The sequence below is a fragment of the uncultured Roseibium sp. genome (assembly GCF_947496995.1).
Classification (GTDB): domain Bacteria; phylum Pseudomonadota; class Alphaproteobacteria; order Rhizobiales; family Stappiaceae; genus Roseibium.
Map to the genome: position 1 here is coordinate 643,517 of NZ_CANMFD010000003.1, position 18,267 is coordinate 661,783.

Annotated in this window: 16 protein-coding genes and 1 pseudogene; 8 read left to right on the forward strand and 9 right to left on the reverse strand. The window is 60.2% G+C overall.

Features of this window, described 5'->3' with window-relative positions; all coding sequences use genetic code 11:
* The gene (locus Q1B40_RS15770; protein ID WP_299816429.1) at positions 1 to 1,506 is read right to left on the reverse strand and encodes an aminotransferase class V-fold PLP-dependent enzyme; all 1,506 of its coding nucleotides are present in this window, start codon (positions 1,504 to 1,506) and stop codon (positions 1 to 3) included.
* Positions 1,507 to 1,594: 88 nt separating this feature from the next.
* Here Q1B40_RS15770 and Q1B40_RS15775 point away from each other — a divergent pair, with 88 nt between their 5' ends.
* Positions 1,595 to 2,071, forward strand: coding sequence for an Lrp/AsnC family transcriptional regulator (locus tag Q1B40_RS15775; protein WP_299816431.1), 477 nt, complete (start codon positions 1,595 to 1,597; stop codon positions 2,069 to 2,071).
* 60 nt (positions 2,072 to 2,131) lie between these two features.
* On the opposite strand, the gene Q1B40_RS15780 is transcribed toward Q1B40_RS15775, so the two are convergent.
* The 4 genes and pseudogenes from Q1B40_RS15780 to Q1B40_RS15795 form a co-directional block, all read right to left on the reverse strand.
* Entirely contained in the window at positions 2,132 to 3,925 is a 1,794-nt protein-coding gene (locus Q1B40_RS15780) for a TRAP transporter fused permease subunit (protein WP_299816433.1), read from the reverse strand.
* Between the two features lie 139 nt (positions 3,926 to 4,064).
* Positions 4,065 to 5,021, reverse strand: a complete 957-nt coding sequence (locus tag Q1B40_RS15785; protein ID WP_299816435.1) for a TAXI family TRAP transporter solute-binding subunit — start codon at positions 5,019 to 5,021, stop codon at positions 4,065 to 4,067.
* Between the two features lie 364 nt (positions 5,022 to 5,385).
* Positions 5,386 to 6,069: pseudogene (locus Q1B40_RS15790) on the reverse strand (DUF1013 domain-containing protein); the annotation flags it as partial.
* Positions 6,070 to 6,222: 153 nt separating this feature from the next.
* A complete protein-coding gene (locus Q1B40_RS15795) occupies positions 6,223 to 7,227 on the reverse strand; it encodes an NAD(P)H-quinone oxidoreductase (RefSeq protein WP_299816437.1) in 1,005 nt (334 codons plus the stop codon).
* Between the two features lie 149 nt (positions 7,228 to 7,376).
* On the opposite strand from Q1B40_RS15795, the gene Q1B40_RS15800 reads away from it, so the two are divergent.
* Both Q1B40_RS15800 and Q1B40_RS15805 read left to right on the forward strand, forming a co-directional pair.
* Positions 7,377 to 7,574 carry a DUF1192 family protein gene (locus tag Q1B40_RS15800; RefSeq protein WP_299816439.1) on the forward strand — a complete coding sequence of 66 codons (198 nt, stop codon included), beginning with the start codon at positions 7,377 to 7,379 and terminating at the stop codon, positions 7,572 to 7,574.
* Positions 7,575 to 8,001: 427 nt separating this feature from the next.
* Positions 8,002 to 8,532 (forward strand): DUF1465 family protein, encoded by a 531-nt coding sequence (locus Q1B40_RS15805; RefSeq protein ID WP_299816441.1) that lies wholly within the window; start codon positions 8,002 to 8,004, stop codon positions 8,530 to 8,532.
* Positions 8,533 to 8,708: 176 nt separating this feature from the next.
* Here the strand turns inward: Q1B40_RS15805 and rpmE are convergent, their stop codons facing one another.
* Positions 8,709 to 8,933 carry a 50S ribosomal protein L31 gene (gene rpmE / locus Q1B40_RS15810; RefSeq protein ID WP_008196026.1) on the reverse strand — a complete coding sequence of 75 codons (225 nt, stop codon included), beginning with the start codon at positions 8,931 to 8,933 and terminating at the stop codon, positions 8,709 to 8,711.
* A gap of 322 nt (positions 8,934 to 9,255) precedes the next feature.
* Here rpmE and Q1B40_RS15815 point away from each other — a divergent pair, with 322 nt between their 5' ends.
* Positions 9,256 to 11,070 (forward strand): ABC transporter transmembrane domain-containing protein, encoded by a 1,815-nt coding sequence (locus Q1B40_RS15815; RefSeq protein WP_299816443.1) that lies wholly within the window; start codon positions 9,256 to 9,258, stop codon positions 11,068 to 11,070.
* A gap of 32 nt (positions 11,071 to 11,102) precedes the next feature.
* On the opposite strand, the gene Q1B40_RS15820 is transcribed toward Q1B40_RS15815, so the two are convergent.
* Positions 11,103 to 11,894: an SDR family NAD(P)-dependent oxidoreductase gene (locus Q1B40_RS15820; RefSeq protein ID WP_299816446.1), complete on the reverse strand. Its 792-nt coding sequence runs from the start codon at positions 11,892 to 11,894 to the stop codon at positions 11,103 to 11,105.
* Between the two features lie 136 nt (positions 11,895 to 12,030).
* A complete protein-coding gene (locus Q1B40_RS15825) occupies positions 12,031 to 13,938 on the reverse strand; it encodes a propionyl-CoA synthetase (RefSeq protein WP_299816448.1) in 1,908 nt (635 codons plus the stop codon).
* 206 nt (positions 13,939 to 14,144) lie between these two features.
* Between Q1B40_RS15825 and Q1B40_RS15830 the strand changes: the two genes are divergently transcribed.
* Positions 14,145 to 14,909 carry a sulfite exporter TauE/SafE family protein gene (locus tag Q1B40_RS15830; RefSeq protein ID WP_299816450.1) on the forward strand — a complete coding sequence of 255 codons (765 nt, stop codon included), beginning with the start codon at positions 14,145 to 14,147 and terminating at the stop codon, positions 14,907 to 14,909.
* Between the two features lie 80 nt (positions 14,910 to 14,989).
* Positions 14,990 to 16,624, forward strand: a complete 1,635-nt coding sequence (locus Q1B40_RS15835) for an acyl-CoA synthetase (RefSeq protein WP_299816452.1) — start codon at positions 14,990 to 14,992, stop codon at positions 16,622 to 16,624.
* An 89-nt stretch (positions 16,625 to 16,713) separates the two neighbouring features.
* Here Q1B40_RS15835 and Q1B40_RS15840 read toward each other — a convergent pair whose 3' ends face one another.
* On the reverse strand, positions 16,714 to 16,896 hold the full coding sequence (locus Q1B40_RS15840) for a DUF465 domain-containing protein (protein ID WP_068409706.1): 183 nt from the start codon (positions 16,894 to 16,896) through the stop codon (positions 16,714 to 16,716).
* A 457-nt stretch (positions 16,897 to 17,353) separates the two neighbouring features.
* On the opposite strand from Q1B40_RS15840, the gene Q1B40_RS15845 reads away from it, so the two are divergent.
* Both Q1B40_RS15845 and purE read left to right on the forward strand, forming a co-directional pair.
* Complete coding sequence (locus Q1B40_RS15845; protein ID WP_068409705.1) at positions 17,354 to 17,560, forward strand: DUF465 domain-containing protein; 207 nt, start codon at positions 17,354 to 17,356, stop codon at positions 17,558 to 17,560.
* Positions 17,561 to 17,748: 188 nt separating this feature from the next.
* Positions 17,749 to 18,243, forward strand: a complete 495-nt coding sequence (purE, locus tag Q1B40_RS15850) for a 5-(carboxyamino)imidazole ribonucleotide mutase (RefSeq protein WP_299816455.1) — start codon at positions 17,749 to 17,751, stop codon at positions 18,241 to 18,243.
* Positions 18,244 to 18,267 lie beyond the last annotated feature (24 nt).

Here is an 18,267-nt window from a genome sequence, read left to right on the forward strand (position 1 = left end):
TCAGGGCCCGGTCTGTTCAAGGAGCATGGCGGAAAACCGGCCGTTTGAGATGTCGGCCACATAATGTCGGGAAAAAGCCGCCTGTTCCCGGGCCAGCCGATCCACCGATGCGATGACGAAATCGACTTTTTCGTCTCGCATCAACGGCGACAAGTTTAACCGGACCCATCCCGGCTTTTCAATCTCTTCACCCGCATCAAGCGACTTCTTGATGGTGGCGGAAGCCTCCTGGTCGATATCGAGCAGCGCATGGGCGTAGGATCCGGCACAGGCGCAACCGCCGCGCGCCTGGATCCCGTAAACATCCGAAAGCATCCTTGTGAAGAGTTGATGATGCACCCGTTTCCCGGCGGCGTCGCGCACCTGGAACGAGAATATCGGCAAGGCCTTCGCGTCCTGACAGCCAAGCAGTTCAAGATGTGGATTGCGCCGCCAGACGGCCAACGCCCGGGCGCGCAAATCCTGCTGACGCTCGGCAAGCCAGGTCGCGTCGAGCGCGTCCTTCACCATCAGTGCCAGACCGGCGCGGATGTCTCCCAGAACGTTTGGCGTTCCGCCTTCTTCACGGTGTTCAAGGCTTGTGGAATAGACGTGATCCCAGGGAGAGACGAACGATACCGTTCCCCCACCCGGAAGGGTCGGTGTCTTGCGCCGCGCAATGGCGTCGCGGATGATCATGACGCCGGACCCGCCCGGACCGCCCGGAAACTTGTGCGGCGAGAAGACGATTGCGTCCTTGGCGGCATCCGTACCGGCTTCCATGCGCATCGGCGCGTAAGGACCGGCGCAGCCGAAATCCCAGACCGCCAGAGCGCCGTGTGCCTTCAACAGGCGCGTGACGGCATGGTCGTCGGTCAGAATTCCGGTGACATTTGACGCAGCCCCGAACGCACCGACCAGGAGTTCTGCACCGGCATTCTCGCGCAAACGGCTTTCAAGAGCCGCCATATCCACACCACCGCCCGGACCTTCCGGGATTTCGATCACCTCGGCGCCGCTTTCCCGCCAGGGCAGGAGATTGGAATGGTGTTCATAGGGGCCGATCAGGACAACGGCTCGCTTGCCGGACGCAACAACCTGAGGAATGTCCAGAAGCATGACGATCCGGTTCAGGCCGGCAGTCGAGCCGGACCCCGTGAAGACGACAGAATACCCCTCGCCCGCTCCGGTGATCCGCGCAATCTCCGCGCGGACCCGGTTCCGCAACTGGGTGATGAAAGCGCCGCAGAAAGACGCCTGCGTGTGGCTGTTGGCGTAATAGGGAAGCACTTTATCGCGAATGAAATCCTCGACCTGGCTCAGGGCGCGCCCCGAGGCGACGTAATCCGCATAGACAAGCTTCTTCGGGCCATCGAGACCGGGCACAAGGGCGTCCTCGCCGATCAGGCCATCCCGCAAAGCTTCAACGAGGTTCGGGTCCCGCAAGGAGGTCAAAAACGCATCCAGGACGCTCTCCTGCCCGAGGGCAGGCGGATTTGATTCCGTGGCATGTAATCTTTCGTTCATGAAGATAATCTTGACATTCGAATTGAATGAATTCATCACATATTTTTAGCAAAAATACCTCTAAATTGGGTCACGTGAACCAACAAACATGATAAAATTAGATCAAATTGATTGCCGCATTCTCGAGGAACTTCAACGAGACGCGGCCCAGTCCCAGCGGGAGCTGGCGGACAGCATCGGCCTTTCCCAGAACGCCTGCTGGCGGCGCCTCAAGGCGCTGGAAGCCGCGGGCGCGATCCGCAATCACACGGTTCTGCTAAACCGGGAAAAACTGGGCGCCGGCCTCGTGGTCATCATGATGGTCCGGACGCGGCACCATTCCTCAGGCTGGCTGGGAACCTTCCGCGACCACGTCTCTTCCATTCCCAATGTTGTGGATTTTTACAGGATCGGCGGGGACTATGACTACCTTATAAAGGTAGTAACGCGCGACATGACCAGCTATGACGCGATTTACCAGCGCCTCATATCCGAGGTGGAACTGGAGAACGTGACCTCCTATTTCGCCATGGAAGCCATAGCGGAGCAGCGTCCCTTCCCGCTTTGCCGGACGGACGAGGGTTAGGGTACGGAGCGTCCCTGCCGAAATGCGAAAAGCGCTGTATTTCCGTCTTTTCGCTGCAACCTAAATCAGGTTGCCACCGACGAAAATCACGGCGAGACCGGCGCCTGCGGACAACAGCCTTTTCCATGGTGTCCTGTAGCCGATGATACCGAAGGACACGAGACCGAGCCCGGCCCCGATCTTGACCGCCGACGCAATTGCGGCAATTGGCGCGGCCGACAACTGGATGATCGACGGATTGGCGATCATGGCGAGCGGAATGACATAAAGGCCGACGCCAAGCGCCATGGCCGTCATCGCAACCTTGAGCCAGTTCTCGCCAACCATGCCGGCCGCGATGAAAACCGCCCCGCACACCGGTGGCGTGATTGTTGAAAGCAGGGCGAACCAGAACACGAAGAGGTGCGCCTGCAGCGGCTCCAGTCCCTGCTGTATCAGCGCTGGACCGGCGACAGATACACAGATGACGTAAGCGGCGGTTGTCGGCACTTCCATGCCGAGCACGAGACAGGCCAGTGCCGTCAGGAACAGCGACGGCCACAGGTACCCGCCCGAACCGGACAGGATCAGGGACGTGATCTTGACCCCGAGCCCGGTGATCGCAAGAACGCCGATGATGATCGAGGCGCAGACAATGATGGCCGCAATTACGGAAACCTGACGCGCTGCGTTCAGAAACGCGTCTTCCATCCTTCGAAGGATTTCCCGGTGATCGAAGGTGCCCTTGGCATTGAAGAAGAGCAGCACGAACCCGGCCAGGATGGCGATGCAGGCTGCATATTGCGGCGTATAGTTCGCCACAAACATCCCGTTGAGCAGGACCAGAAACGGCACCAGAAAGAACGCCGAGGTGATGACAACCTGCCTCAGGCGTGGCTGATCTTCCCGCGCGACGGAAGCAAGATCGAAGCGGCGGGCATAGGCATTGATTCCCACCCAGACGGCAAAGAAATACAGGACGGCCGGAAGCAGCGCCGCCGCCATGATCTGGGTGTAGGGTACGCGGGTCAGCTCAACCATGACAAAGGCTCCGGCGCCCATCAGCGGCGGCATGATCTGTCCACCCGAGGAGGCAACAGCCTCGACAGCGCCAGCCAGTCTCCTGGGATAGCCGAGCCGGGTCATGGCCGGCAGGGTGATCGCGCCGGTGGAGGCAACATTTGCGGAAGCAGACCCGGAGATCGATCCGAACAACGCCGAGGAGAGAACCGAAACCTTGGCAGCTCCCCCCTTCAGACGGCCCGCCGCGGCGGCGGCAACATTCATGAAGCCCTGCCCTGCCTCACCCGCGTTCAGCACCGCGCCGAAGATCACGAAGATCGCCACGACATTGACCGAGACGCCGGTCAGGCTTCCCCAGATGCCGCCTTCCGCAATTGTCAGTGTTCCCAGGAAGCTGGCAACCGGCGTCCCCGAATGACCGAATTCACCGGGTATGTACTGTCCGAAAAGACCGTAGGCGAGGGCAAGACCGGCAACGATCGGCAGCGGCCAGCCGATGGCACGCCGCGCGCCCTCCAGGACGGTCACCAGCAAAACAACGGCCACGACGCGCTGAAAGGTGCCTTCCAGAAAACCGTACTGGTCGGACAGCGCGGACTGGTTGACCGCGACCCAGATGCAGGCGGCAATTCCCGCGACGCAGAAAACCGCGCCGCTCGCCCGCCGGGTGACTCCACCGCCCGCGAAAATGAAGATCCAGGGCAGCGCCAGAGCAAGATGCAGCGGCCGGCTGACGAGATTGGGAACGAGGCCCGAAAAGATCAGCCCGAGGTGAAAGGCGACGAGAGTGACGGCCAGAACGATCATCGCCGTTCGCCAGAAAGGCGTGTTTGCAGGTTCGCTGCGGATCATGGAATTGCTTGTCTGACCGAGATTGGAATGAGGATTGGCCGGCGTCGGTCGACACGTCCGGCCGAAAAGATCCGGCGCACGGTGCCGCCAGCAACTGCTGACGGCCGTGCGCCGGAGGTTTCAAGACACGGTGCTGCGATTACTGCTGCGCGTCGGTGAGCTCGATGCCGGCTTCCTTGTAGTAGCGAACGGCACCGGGATGAAGTTTTCCGGTGATATTCGCCATCAGGGCCTGATCGACACCGTTCCACCACGGCGCATCCGCGCCCATGTCGGCCTTTTGCTCCCAGAAGGTCTTGGTCAGCGTATAGGCGGTGTCGTCATCCATGGCCGTCGTCGTGAAGGCGGCGACCGGCAATGAAGTGGTCACGATGTCTTCTTCCTGGCCGGCATATGTGCCCGCCGGGATCACCAGTTTCGCGCGCTTCGTCTGCGCGATCTGGTCGTCATCGAGGGAAAGGACACGCACATCGGTGGACGCGGCAGCCTCGATGACATTCGGCGCCGGCCAGGAGCCGGCCGTCACGAAGCCGTCGATCTGGCCGTTTTTCAGGGCCGCGACCGCGTTCGAAAGCTCGACTTCGGCAAGGTCAACCTTGCCTTCCAGACCGAACAGATTGAGGTATTTTGCACCTTCCGTGGCTCCGAACGAGCCCTTGCCGAGCAGGATGGTCTTGCCTTCCATACCCGCGAAATCCGTCACGCCGCTTTCGTCCGACATCACGAAATGCATGGTCAGCGACGGGATCGGAAACAGGGCGCGGATTTCGTCGAACTTCGGATCTCCCTTGCCCTCGAACATCGCCTTCCCGCCCTGCGCCAGCGACACCAGCACCGGCGGAGTGGTAAAGACATAGTCGCCTCCCCTCGCCTTGGCTTCCATCACGTTCTGGACGGAGCCCTGGCTTTCCTCGACGGTCACGATCATCTCGCCATCGCTTCCGGCCTTGACGGCTTCGGCAATCTGAACGCCCATCTGGTAGTAGGAGGAGGTGGATTTTGCGGACTTGTAGGTGATCCGCGTTTCGGCCTGTGCCTGTGTGACACCGAGCGCGAGTGCGAGCGAAAAGCCCAGCTTGAGCATTTTGTTAGACATCGTTTTCTCCCTGAAAGGCCGGCAGACTATGTCCTGATCGACACCGTGGCAACGCGTTTTCGCCGCTCTTCCGGAAAACGAGATCTTCAGGGGAACAAAAAACCGCCGGCTGGATCAGCCGGCGGTTTGACAGTTCGCAACAGAACGGATCGAAACCCTATTTTTCCTTGACGGCTTCGTCAGTTTCCGTTTCGTCAACAGCTTCGGGTTCCGCGTCGGCTTCCACCTCTGCATCAGTCTCCTCGGCAGCTACGACCTCTGTCTCGGCTTCGGTTTCGACTTCTGCCTCCACACCGGCTTCAGCCTCTTCGGCGAGAGCATCGGCTTCGACAGCCTCTTCGCTGCTCACCTTTTTCGGCATGCCCAGATTCGCAAAGACCGCGTCCGCGTCGATCTCTTCTTCTTCCTCACGCTTGATCGGCTTGCTCGTACCGAACGAGAAGGCAGCAGCGAGGGCGTCTTCGCTGGTCGATTCTTCGACCGGCATCAGCGTCTCGGCAGGACCGCCTGCGACCGGCTGCGGTGCGTTCTTGGCGGCCTTTTCGACTTCCATGTCCAGTTCAAGCTGGCTGCATAGGCTGAGCGTGACCGGATCGGAGGGAACCAGGTTCGACGAATTCCAGTGTGTGCGATCACGGATCGCGGCGATTGTCGGCTTGGTGGTGCCGACCAAGCGCATGATCTGCGCGTCCTTCAGTTCCGGATGGTTGCGCACCAGCCACAGGATGGCGTTCGGGCGGTCCTGACGGCGGGAGACGGGCGTGTAACGCGGTCCCTTGCGCTTGGATTCCGGCACCACCACTTTCGAACCCTGAAGCTTCAGCTGGTAGTTCGGATCAGCCTGCGCATTCTCCACTTCCTCGCGGGTCAGCTGGCCCGTCAGGATAGGATCGAGGCCCTTGATTCCCTGCGCGGCTTCGCCATCGGCAATCGCCTTCACCTCCAGCGGGTGAAGTTTGCAGAACGCGGCGATCTGGGTGAAGCTCAGCGCGGTATTGTCCACAAGCCAGACAGCGGTTGCCTTCGGCATCAGCGGCGTATTCGCCATCGGATAAATTCCTCTCGTCTGCTCCCTCGCCCGGCAGGGCAAAAAAGCGGTGTTCGATTTCCATTTCAAGGGAAGTGGCCGGAATATAGGAGAAATGCCGCCAAAACGCAACGCACTTGCATTCTGGCATTTCCTCGCGCCTTCCGTGGGAATTCAGCCCCCCACGGTCAGGACGATTTTGCCAATGTGTCCAGAGCTTTCCATCCTTCGATGCGCCTCGGCGGCCTCGACCAGCGGAAAGGTTGAATCCATGATCGGCCGGATTTTGCCTGATTCGATCAGCGGCCAGACCTGGGCTTCCAGAGCTTCCGCGATCGCCGTCTTGAAGGCATCGCTGCGCGGCCTGAGCGTGCTCCCCGTATGGGTCAGTCGCTTGACCATGAGGCGCGAGAAATTCACCTTTTCCGACACGCCGTTCAGGGTCGCGATCTGGCAGATCCGTCCTTCCACCGCGGCCGCCTTCCAGTTCCGTTCGACATAGTCGCCGCCAACCATATCCAGGATCACGTCGACGCCTTCGCCGCCCGTGACATCGAGGATGACCTTTTCAAACGCATCCTGACGGTAATTGATGACATGGTCCGCGCCGAGCTTCTGAACAGCCTCCGCTTTTTCCTGCGACCCGACGGTGGTGAAGACCTCCGCTCCAAAGGCCTTGGCGAGCTGTATGGCCGTCGTCCCGATTCCGGACGTTCCCCCGTGCACCAGAAACCGCTCGCCGCTCTTCAGCCCGCAGCGATCGAAGACATTGCTCCAGACCGTGAAAAAGGTTTCCGGCAATGCCGCAGCTTCTTGCATCGACAGCCCCGCCGGCACCGGCAGGGCATGTCCGTCCACCACCTTGCAATATTCCGCATAGCCGCCGCCCGGGCACAGAGCCGTGACCTTGTCGCCGATGGCGTGACGCCCGCTCCCCGACCCGCGGGCCACCACTTCCCCGGCAACCTCGAGGCCGGGAAGGTCGGAGGCGCCCTTCGGCGGCGGATAGGCTCCCGCGCGCTGCAGGACATCCGGCCGGTTCACGCCGGCTGCAGCAACGCGGATCAGGATCTCGCCCGGGGCCGGTTCCGGCAGCGGGCGGGTTTCGCGCACCAGGACTTCCGGACCGCCCGGTTCGGATATCGCCACGGCTGTCATGCTGTCGGGCAGATTTTGCATAGCACCCTTTCCTTTTTGGTTCATTTTGGGACTGGCTAGGCGATCCGTGCCTGGCATATGGTAAAATCGCACTGAACCTATTTGAAGGAATGCGGATCAGACAAGCGCTATGGAACGAATTCGCCTGTCTTGCGTGAGGGAAAGCGACAATGGGTCTGTTTGACGAAGATGTCCCCAAAAAACCCGCCTCCGGCACAATTACCGTAGGGGAAGAATTGTCCACACTTTCGGAGACCGATCTCGCGGAGCGGATCAAGGCGCTGGGAGACGAAATTAATCGCACCCGGCAGGAGCTTGAGCAACGCGGGAATATTCGCGATGCTGCCAACTCTATTTTTCAAAAATAACTTGGCAAATTTCTATAAAATTTGAAACAAACCCAATCTGTTACCGCGTCTCATGGTAAACAGAGTAGGTAAAAATTAACTTGTTTACCTCTTGTTAATCTTTCCAAATTATAAATTTATACATCCAGTCATCTGGATTTGAGTGGCTCCTGTCCACTCTGTTTGACGCCTCCCTGTTAATGACTCAGAGCCGCATTCCAGCGGCTCTTTTTTTTGCCTCCACCTCATAGTAAGGTGCCTGTGTTCTGGTTAATGGCTGTTTGCCTTTGTAAATGGCACACGGATTGCTCAGTAAATGGCATGAAGACCTGCATTGTTCCAAAAAGGAACACATTGTCCCGGCTGTTTTATCCTGGGTCAGTTTCTGAAGAGATGCATGGTTCAACCGGAAGAGCAATTGAGGCGCAGTAATCCTATGACGGAAGACATGAAAAAAGCCGGTGGTCCTGTTGAAACGGTGCACATCGCGCATCACCTGGCCAGTTCCGACAACTTTCAGAGCCTGTTTCAGGAAGGCATGTCGCTGGTGGAAGAAACAGCCATGTATCTGGACGGAGCCGGCCGCGAGGAAGCCAAGCAGCTTCCGCGTCCCACTTCGCTTGCCTATGCCACTGAATCCATGCGTTTGACGACCCGGTTGATGCAGCTCGCTTCCTGGCTTCTCCTGCAGCGGGCCGTGAACGAGGGCGAAATGTCCCGTGAACAGGCCGGCAGTGACAAGAACAAGGTTCGCCTCGATAAATTGAGCAGCGCGACCGGTGGCCCGACCTGGGAAGAGCTTCCCGATACCCTGCGCGATCTCATCGAACGCTCGACCCGCCTGCAGGAACGCGTGGTTCATCTCGACAAGATGCTTTACCGCAAGGACGAGACGGAGCGCTCCGAAGAAGCCAACAACGACAATCCGGTCGCTTCGCAGATCAGCCAGCTCCACGCTGCCTTCGGCAAACTCGGCTGACGCTACTCCGGAACTTCAATTCTCAAAAAAGCCGCCTCCGGGCGGCTTTTTTCGTTTCCCGTTTCAGATCGACTTCAGAGCCGCAGGCAGAAGTCCTGTTTCGGCACATCTTCCGGAAACAAAAAAACCCGGCCAGAGGCCGGGCTTTCGATAACAAGGCTGTTGTCGCGGACTGATCAGGAGCCCAGGAAACCAGCGAACTTGTTCTTGAAGCGGGACACGCGGCCGCCGCGGTCCATCAACTGACGGTCACCGCCGGTCCATGCCGGATGAGACGTCGGGTCGATGTCGAGCTGCAGGGTGTCGCCTTCCGCACCATAGGTGGAGCGGGTGGTGAATTCGGTGCCATCGGTCATGACGACCTTGATGGTGTGGTAGTCGGGATGGATATCCGCTTTCATGACCGGTCCTTTCAAGCGCTTCAAAACGTCTTTCCGTGAAAGCCGCAACGCCAGCGCAAACGAGATAAAGGGCCGCCGATCCGGATGCGGACGCCGCCCTCACAAACATGAGGCGGGGATATACCCCAAGGTGCCGGGCAAGACAAGGGGCAAAATCCGGCAATCTCCTCCTGCCTTCAGGAATGGGAGCGGCCCGCCTGCCGGCCCGTCTTCCCGGCTGCCCGGACCTTCGATGATCCCTTCGAGCGCCCGGACTTGACCTATGCCATTGAGCCCGCCGCCGAACATGTTAAAGACATTCGCAAACGACGAGGAGACCCTTTTGGCCGACGCCCAAATTCCAGACGCAAATTCCCCTTCGGGACCCTCTGCGGAATCATCGCGAAAATCGCTCAGGCCGCTGACCCGGCTGCTGCCCTACCTGCTGAAACACAAGGCCGTCGTGGGCGCCGCGGTCGTCGCCTTGTTTTCCGCAGCCGTGATAACTCTGATCCTGCCCGCCGCCGTCCGCCGGATGATCGACTTCGGCTTCGGAGCGGATGACCCTGCTCTGGTCAATTCCTATTTCGCCGTCCTTGTCGGGGTCGTCTGTGCTCTGGCGCTGGCGAGTTCAATCCGGTACTTCCTGGTCATGTGGATCAGCGAACGGGTGGTGAGCGACGTCCGCTCCGATGTCTTTGCCCATCTGACCCGTCTCAGCCCGGCCTTTTACGACAGCGCGAAATCCGGGGAAATCCTCTCTCGTCTGACGGCCGACACCACGCAGATCAAGTCGGCCTTCGGCGCAAGCGCCTCCCTTGCCATGCGCAACCTGATCATGTTCGCCGGCGCATCGGTGATGATGGTCGTCACCAGCCCCCGGCTCTCAGTGATTGTCCTTGCCGCCATTCCCGTCATCCTTGTCCCCATACTGGGCTTTGGACGTCAGGTGCGCAGAAGATCCCGCTTCGCCCAGGACACCCTTGCCGACGCCTCCGCCTTTGCCGGCGAAATGCTCGGCGCGGTCCGCACCCTGCAGGCCTTCACTCACGAGCGTCGCAGTGCCGATCATTACCGAAGCGCCGTCGAGGCCGCGTTTCAGGCCGCCCGCCAGGCGATCATGGCCCGTGCGGCGCTGACCGGTTTTGCGATCTTCGTCATCGGCGCCAGCATTGTCGCGGTTCTGTGGATCGGCGCCAGCGATGTGTTCTCCGGCCGCATCACCGGCGGCGAGCTGAGCCAGTTCCTGCTCTATTCGATCCTCGCTGCGGGATCCCTGGCCGCACTGTCGGAGGTCTGGGGCGAACTCTCACAGGCCGCGGGTGCCGCCGAACGTCTGTCCGAGCTTCTGGAAATCCAGCCGGAGATCAGCGCTCCCGCCGATCCTGTCCGACTGCCCGAAACGCCGAAGGGCGAAATTTCCTTCGACCATGTTTCCTTTGCGTATGAGAACAGCAAGTCCCTGCCCGTTCTCACCGATCTGGTGCTGACGGTGTCTCCCGGTGAAACCGTGGCGGTGGTCGGACCGTCAGGCGCTGGAAAGTCCACGCTCTTCAGTCTTCTGATGCGCTACTACGATCCGACGGCGGGATGCATCCGCCTGAACGGCGTGGATATAAGACAGCTCGATCCGGAAGACCTGCGCGCTCACATTGCCCTGGTCCCTCAGGACACGGCCATTTTCGGTGCAAGCATTGCCGAGAACATCGCCTATGGCCGGCCCGATGCCTCCCGGGAGAAAATCGTCGCCGCCGCACAGGCAGCCCTTGCTGCGCCTTTCATCGAGACGATGACGAACGGCTACGACACCCTGGTGGGCGAACGCGGCATTACCCTTTCAGGCGGCCAGCGCCAGCGCATCGCCATCGCCAGAGCCGTCCTCAAGAGCGCGCCGGTATTGCTTCTCGACGAAGCCACCAGCGCTCTCGATGCGGAGAGCGAGAACCTTGTCCAGCAGGCGCTCGACCGGCTGATGGAAAACCGTACCACGCTGGTCATCGCCCACCGTCTTGCAACCGTTCTGAAAGCCGACCGGATCCTGGTGATGGAGGACGGCCGGATTGTCGAAACCGGCACCCACGCGGAGCTCAGTGCCGCCGACGGCCTTTACGCCAAGCTCGCCCGGCTCCAGTTCGGAGCCGAGGAGGAAACAGCTTAAGCGGCAGGAGGGGCGATTATAACGCCTTGCGTTCAGTCCTCGTCCGGCACGGCGACCGTATAGTTCAGCGGCAGCCTGCCGCCATCGGCGAAGACGGTCTGTCCGGTGACGTAGCTGGCATCGTCGGACGCCAGGAAGGCGACGACGCCAGCGATCTCGGACGGTTCGCCGATCCGCAGCATCGGCGTGCGGGACATGATGCGGTTTTTCGCAGCGGGGTCATCGTTCACGGTGGCAAGCATATCGGTCATGATCGACCCCGGACCGACTGCGTTTACCCGAATGCCGTACTGTGCCAGCGACAACGAGGTCGCCTTGGTCAGCTGCGACAGCCCCCCCTTGGAGACGCAGTAGGGAATCTGGTTGGGGATCGCCAGCACCGCATTGATCGACGACATGTTGACGATGCAGCCGGGAGCGCCGCCGCCTTCCACCTTCTCGACCATGTGGCGGGCAACCGCCTGTGAACAAAGGAACGCCCCTTTAAGATTGACGGAAAGAACCCGGTCGAAATCATCTTCCTCCAGTTCCAGGAAGTCGGCTCCGGCGACAATTCCGGCATTGTTGACCAGAATATCGATGTCGCCATGGGCGTTCAGCGTTTCTGCGACCAGATTGCGCACGTCCAGGCGCTCGGCAACATTGCAGTGGATATACATCGCTTCGCCCAGGGAGCTCAGATCCCCGGCCGCGGCCTCTCCGGCATCATCGTCAACATCGGCGATCACGACTTTCGCGCCGTCCATGACGAAACGTCTGGCAATGGCGAGCCCTATACCCCGGGCTGCGCCGGTTACGATGGCGACCTTATTTTCCAAAGACACGGAAACCCTCACGGCTGCTTGAGTAAATTCGCACCGCGTCACAAACGCGGGCCGCTTCGCGGCGGCCCGACATTAAGAGGCAAAACAGGCTCTGTCGATGGCCGTTATTGGCCTCCGTAACCGGCGTTCCGATTTATCAAACGGAAATACCGTGTGTTTTCAACGCGTCGCTGATTTCATCCAGGATCGCCGGATCGTCAATGGTCGCGGGCATCCTGTAGGTTTCACCGTCAGCGATCTGGCGCATCGTGCCGCGCAGGATCTTGCCGGAGCGCGTCTTGGGGAGCCGCTCAACCGTGATTGCGATCTTGAAGGCGGCAACAGGTCCGATTTTCTCGCGCACCAGTTTGATCAGTTCCTTTTCAATCTCGTCATGGGACCGGTCAACGCCCGACTTCAGCACCACGAACCCGCAAGGCAACTGGCCTTTCAACTTGTCGGCAATGCCAATCACCGCGCATTCGGCAACATCGGGATGGCCCGCCAGCACTTCTTCCATACCGCCGGTGGACAGCCTGTGGCCGGCCACGTTGATAATATCGTCGGTCCGCGCCATGATGGACAGATAGCCGTCGTCATCGATCACCCCGGCATCGGATGTCTTGTAGTAGCCCGGAAATTCCGCGAGGTAGGCATCGAAAAACCGCTTGTCCGCGTTCCACAGCGTCGGCAGCGCACCGGGCGGCAGAGGCAGTTTCACGACGATGTTGCCCAGCGTATTCGTTCCCAGGGGATGACCGGCATCGTCCAGCACCTGCACGTCGTAACCGGGCATTGGAACGGTGGGGGAACCCGGTTTCACCGGCAGTTGCCCGAGCCCGAGCGGATTGCCGACGATGCACCAGCCGGTTTCCGTCTGCCACCAGTGGTCGATAACTGGCACCTGCAGCTTGTCGATCGCCCAGTTAACGGTTTCGGGGTCCGCGCGTTCGCCGGCCAGGAACAGCGACCTGAAGCGTGACAGGTCGTATTTCTCGATCAGCTCGCCGTTGGGGTCTTCCTTACGGATCGCCCGGAAGGCCGTCGGCGCCGTGAAAAGCGACACCACGTCGTGGTCCGAGATCACCCGCCAGAAGACGCCCGCATCGGGCGTGCCCACGGGCTTGCCCTCGAACACGACGGTCGTGCAGCCATGCAGCAGCGGCGCATAGCAGATGTAGGAATGACCAACCACCCAGCCGACATCGGACGCGGCCCAGAAGACTTCGCCGGGCTGGATGTCGTAGAGATTGCTCATCGACCACTTGAGCGCGACCATATGGCCGCCATTGTCGCGCACCACGCCTTTCGGCTGGCCGGTCGTGCCGGAGGTGTAAAGAATGTAGAGCGGGTCGGTGGCCTTGACCGGAACCGGCGCAATCCGCCGGCCGGCCGTCTTCGCCTCTTCCTGCAGGGCGCCGAGATCATGGTCCCTGCCCTCCATCAGCCCGGCTGTCAGTTCCTCTCTCTGGAAGACGAGACAGCTTTCCGGCTTGTGCCGCGCCTGCTCGATCGCGGCATCGATCAGCGGTTTGTAGGCGATGACCCTTCCCGGCTCGATACCACAGGACGCGGCGATGATGGCTTTCGGGGTGGCGTCGTCGATGCGTGTGGCCAGTTCGTTTGCGGCAAAGCCGCCGAAGACGACGGAATGAACGACTCCCAGGCGCGCGCATGCGAGCATCGCCATCACCGCCTGCGGCGTCATCGGCATGTAGAGGATCGCCCGGTCGCCCTTTTCCAGTCCCCGGTCTGAAAGGACGCAGGCTAGCGCCTCGACTTCCTCCAGCAGTTCCGAATAGGTGTAGGTCGCGGTTCTGCCGGTGATCGGGCTGTCATAGATCAGCGCCGGCTGTCCTGGCCGTCCACGTTCTACATGTCGGTCGAGGCAGTTGTAGCAGGTGTTGCACTGCCAGTCGGGAAACCAGCTTCCGTATTGTCCCTCGTCGGGATTGAAGACCCGCTCGGATGTCGAGATCCAATCGATTTCCGAGGCTGCATCCTTCCAGAACCCCAGCGGATCGTCCTTCCAGCCCTGATAGACCTCGTGATAGCGGCTCGCCATGACCTCTCCTCCCAGATAGCCTCCCGCAACGGTCGCAATCATCTGATGGGAACCGAACCGGGCTTTTGCCCGATAGAGTGCTGTATGGGCATGCGGAAATGCAAGCCTCCGCGTATAAGCAATTCGGTGGTCGGGACTTTACGTAATCATTCTGGCATGCTTGTCTGCCGGTCCTGTCCTGACCCTCGATCCCGCCTTCAAAGCTCATGTCCCCGATTACAGACCCCTGGTTCTATGCTGCCGCCATTCCGTCCGTGTTTCTCGTCGGCCTTTCCAAGGGAGGCTTCGGCGGCACATTCGCCATGCTCGGCGTTCCGGTCATGGCCCTCGTCGTTTCGCCGCTGCAGGCCGCGGGCATCATGCTGCCGATCCTGATCGTGATGGATGCGATCGCGCTCCTCGCCTACAAGGGCCGCGCCGACTGGAGAAGCCTGGTCATCCTGTTTCCGGCCGCCCTCGTGGGGATCGGTGCCGGCTGGGCCGCCGCCGCCTACGTCAACGATTCCTTCGTCACCCTGCTGGTCGGCATCATTTCCATCGCCTTTGTCGCCGACTACGTTTTCTTCCGGCGCAAGGAAACCACCGCACCCGGCCACAATGTGCCCAAGGGCACCTTCTGGGGGGCGGTCGCGGGCTTTACCAGCTTCATCAGCCACACGGGCGGCCCGCCGTTCCAGATGTACATGCTGCCGCTGCGCCTCGCGCCAATGCTTTTCGCCGGCACGGCGGTGATCTTCTTTGCCTCCATGAACGCCATCAAGCTGGTGCCCTATTTTCTTCTCGGCCAGTTCGATGCCACCAATCTGACCACCTCGGTAACGCTGTTTCCGGTCGCCCTGATCGCCACTCTGGCAGGCGTCCGCCTCGTGCGGATCGTCAAGGCGGAAACTTTCTACGGCATCATCTACGTCTTCATGGCCGTGATCGGCGTCAAACTGACCTATGATGGCATTTACGCGTTCTTCGCTTAGGGGGCGGCCCCGTAAATGAAGCATTGCGTGCGGTCCGGTTTCCGGTTTTGATTTCGAAAAAGGATCGAGGGAGGAAGACAATGGATGCCAGTGTCAGCCCGTTCGCCCAGGGGCTCGATAAGACGACCGCGAACTATGCCGCACTGAGCCCGCTCAGCTTTCTGGCACGGGCCGCGGATGTGTTTCCCGACACCATCGCGATCATTCATGGCAAGCAGCGCACCGATTATCGCAGCTTTTACCGCCGTACGCGCCAGCTCGCTTCCGCACTCGAAGGGCTTGGCGTCGGCAAGAACGATACGGTCAGCGTGATGCTTCCCAATGTGCCACCGATGCTGGAAGCCCATTACGGCGTCCCCATGTCGGGCGCGGTGCTGCATTCCATGAACACCCGCCTGGACGCGGCCGTCATTGCCTTCCAGCTGGATCACGCCGACTGCAAGGTCCTGATTACTGACCGGGAATATGCACCGGTCGTCAAGGAAGCGCTGTCGCTTGCCAGCGTCCGCCCGACCGTGATCGATTATTCCGATCTCCAGTTTCCTCAGGATGGCGAGCGTCTCGGCACGCTCGACTACGAGGAATTCCTGCAATCCGGCGATCCGGACTATCCCTGGTCGCTGCCCGATGACGAATGGGACGCGATCGCCCTCAACTATACCTCGGGGACGACGGGCAATCCCAAGGGCGTCGTCTATCATCATCGCGGTGCCTATCTGCTGGCCCAGGCCAATGTGATAACCGCCGCCATGACCGGGCATCCGGTCTATCTGTGGACCCTGCCGATGTTTCACTGCAACGGCTGGTGCTTTCCCTGGTCGCTGTCGGTGGTTGCCGGCACCCATGTGTGTCTGCGCTGGGTCAGGCCGAAACCGATGTGGGACCTGATCGCCGACGAAAAGGTCACTCATCTTTGCGGTGCGCCGATCATCATGTCGACGCTCCTGAATGCGGCTCCCGACCAGAAGCGCGCGCTCGATCACCCGGTCGAGTTCTTCACCGCCGCGGCCCCGCCGCCGGAGAGCGTGCTTGCGGCCATGAAAACCGCCGGTTTCAACGTCACCCATCTCTACGGCCTGACCGAAGTCTACGGCCCGGCCGTCGTCAACGACTGGAAGGCCGAATGGGATGCCTTGCCGCTGGACCTGCAGGCGCAGAAGAAGGCCCGCCAAGGCGTCCGGTATGTCGCCCTGGAAGACCTGGCCGTGCTCGACCCGGAGACGCTGGAACCTGTTCCAGCCGACGGCCAGACCCTCGGCGAGGTGATGTTCCGGGGCAATGTGGTGATGAAGGGCTATCTGAAGAACCCGGCCGCCACCAAGGAGGCGTTTGCCGGCGGCTGGTTCCATTCAGGCGATCTCGGGGTCATGCATCCTGACGGCTATATCCAGCTCAAGGATCGGTCCAAGGACATCATCATTTCGGGCGGCGAGAACATCTCGTCCATCGAGGTGGAAGAGGTGCTTTACAAGCATCCCGACGTACAGGCCGCCGCGGTCGTGGCCCGGCCGGACGAAAAATGGGGCGAAACGCCCTGCGCCTTTGTCGAACTCCGGCAGGGTGCGGCAGCCTGCGAAGCGGATCTGATCGCCTTCTGCCGGGAGCACATGGCAAATTTCAAGGCTCCAAGGACCGTCGTGTTCTGTGAACTTCCCAAAACCTCGACCGGCAAGATCCAGAAATTCGCCCTGCGCGAGCAGGCGAAGGCGCTTTAGGCCCAGGGTCCAGCCATCCGCGGAAGTGTATAAACAACAAAAAACGCCGCGACGGAGCGCGGCGTTCTCGAAACATATGGCTGGCGCTTCTAATGAAGCGTCACATCATCCTGCCGTATTCGCTCGATCTCGTCCTTGATCTTCAGTTTTTGTCGTTTCATGCCAGCCAGTTCCAGGGAGTCCGTACTCGGGTGCAAATTAGCATCTTCGATCTTGCGTTCCATTTCCGCGTGACGGCGCTCAAGTTCTGCGAGATGTGACTGCATGGACATGGATAAACCTCCTGTCGGTTGGCTCAACATCCTCATCGTGCCATAGAGAATCCGGCCTTGTCGATTGCGGATTCTGCATATGTCGATCGTTTCGCCGTCAAAACACGCATTCCCGCTGCTATCGTTAGAAAACTCTAAAAATCGCGCGGCAAATAAGCGGTTCTAAACTCACCAATTTTCCCCTTGGGAATTGTGCCGGTTCACAGGTTTTCCCAAGGGCAAGAATCTGTGCGGTTTATGGTCGCGTCTGTCTCTGGCATGATGAGCTGCCGCCGGCACCCCGAAACAGATGCTGTTTTTTCACCGGCGGAAAAGTGGACGACTTCGCCCTGCCCGCTTGTGGAATCACATGAAAGCGGAAAAGGTGATCGCTCTTGACGTATGAGGGTATCTCTCCTGAATTCGGCCCGACATGGGACAGATGTTCTGGAACTGATTCCGTTTCCGGGGAAGACAAATGGCGAAAATGGACAATGATGCCTTACGAGCGGAGCTCGCGCAGCTTCGTCAGGAGCACAGGGATCTTGACGTTGCAGTGGAGGCGCTGGCGGCTTCGTCCAACCATGACGCCTTGCAGCTTCAGAGACTGAAAAAGAAAAAGCTGATGATCAAGGACCGGATCAGCGCGCTGGAAGACCAGTTTTTCCCCGACATCATCGCGTAACCGGCGTTCCGGGCATTCAATCCATTCATCTGCACGCCTCGAACCGGAGTGCGGACTTTTTCCGGCAATTCCGGCTTGCGGTGAACGGCGCGCTGCCTATACTCCGCCGCTCTTCGAGATCGACGGACGTTCGACTGTAAAAGACCGAACGCCAAAAATTGACCGTTCCCAGGATGGTGGAGCAACACATGGCCAACGCGGATGTCGCAATCATCATGGGCAGTCAGTCGGACTGGCCGACAATGAAACATGCGGCCGATACACTCGATCAGCTCGGTGTGACCTATGAGGCCCGGATCGTCTCCGCCCATCGCACGCCTGACCGCATGTATGATTTTGCCAGAAGCGCGAAGTCGGATGGCTTCAAGCTGATCATCGCCGGAGCCGGCGGCGCCGCCCATCTTCCCGGAATGGTCGCGGCCCTGACACCGCTGCCGGTCTTCGGCGTCCCGGTGGAAAGCCGGGCGCTTTCCGGAGAAGACAGCCTTTTGTCGATCGTCCAGATGCCGGCCGGCATCCCGGTCGGCACGCTGGCGATCGGCAAGGCGGGCGCGACCAACGCCGCCCTGCTTGCCGCGGCAGTACTGGCCCTGAACGATCCGGAAGTCGAAGCGGCACTGGATGCCTTCCGCACCGAGCGCACGGCAGCAGTAGCCGAAGTTCCCTCCGACGAGGCACATTGAATTTTTGGGCAGGAACAGGATTTC

Bases quoted from the DNA above. Each gene is read 5' to 3' on its own strand.
- Q1B40_RS15770 (WP_299816429.1), bottom strand. From the start codon at position 1,506: ATGAACGAAAGATTACATGCCACGGAATCAAATCCGCCTGCCCTCGGG.
- Q1B40_RS15775 (WP_299816431.1), top strand. From the start codon at position 1,595: ATGATAAAATTAGATCAAATTGATTGCCGCATTCTCGAGGAACTTCAA.
- Q1B40_RS15780 (WP_299816433.1), bottom strand. From the start codon at position 3,925: ATGATCCGCAGCGAACCTGCAAACACGCCTTTCTGGCGAACGGCGATG.
- Q1B40_RS15785 (WP_299816435.1), bottom strand. From the start codon at position 5,021: ATGTCTAACAAAATGCTCAAGCTGGGCTTTTCGCTCGCACTCGCGCTC.
- Q1B40_RS15795 (WP_299816437.1), bottom strand. From the start codon at position 7,227: ATGCAAAATCTGCCCGACAGCATGACAGCCGTGGCGATATCCGAACCG.
- Q1B40_RS15800 (WP_299816439.1), top strand. From the start codon at position 7,377: ATGGGTCTGTTTGACGAAGATGTCCCCAAAAAACCCGCCTCCGGCACA.
- Q1B40_RS15805 (WP_299816441.1), top strand. From the start codon at position 8,002: ATGAAAAAAGCCGGTGGTCCTGTTGAAACGGTGCACATCGCGCATCAC.
- rpmE (WP_008196026.1), bottom strand. From the start codon at position 8,933: ATGAAAGCGGATATCCATCCCGACTACCACACCATCAAGGTCGTCATG.
- Q1B40_RS15825 (WP_299816448.1), bottom strand. From the start codon at position 13,938: ATGGCGAGCCGCTATCACGAGGTCTATCAGGGCTGGAAGGACGATCCG.
- Q1B40_RS15830 (WP_299816450.1), top strand. From the start codon at position 14,145: ATGTCCCCGATTACAGACCCCTGGTTCTATGCTGCCGCCATTCCGTCC.
- Q1B40_RS15835 (WP_299816452.1), top strand. From the start codon at position 14,990: ATGGATGCCAGTGTCAGCCCGTTCGCCCAGGGGCTCGATAAGACGACC.
- Q1B40_RS15840 (WP_068409706.1), bottom strand. From the start codon at position 16,896: ATGTCCATGCAGTCACATCTCGCAGAACTTGAGCGCCGTCACGCGGAA.
- Q1B40_RS15845 (WP_068409705.1), top strand. From the start codon at position 17,354: ATGGCGAAAATGGACAATGATGCCTTACGAGCGGAGCTCGCGCAGCTT.
- purE (WP_299816455.1), top strand. From the start codon at position 17,749: ATGGCCAACGCGGATGTCGCAATCATCATGGGCAGTCAGTCGGACTGG.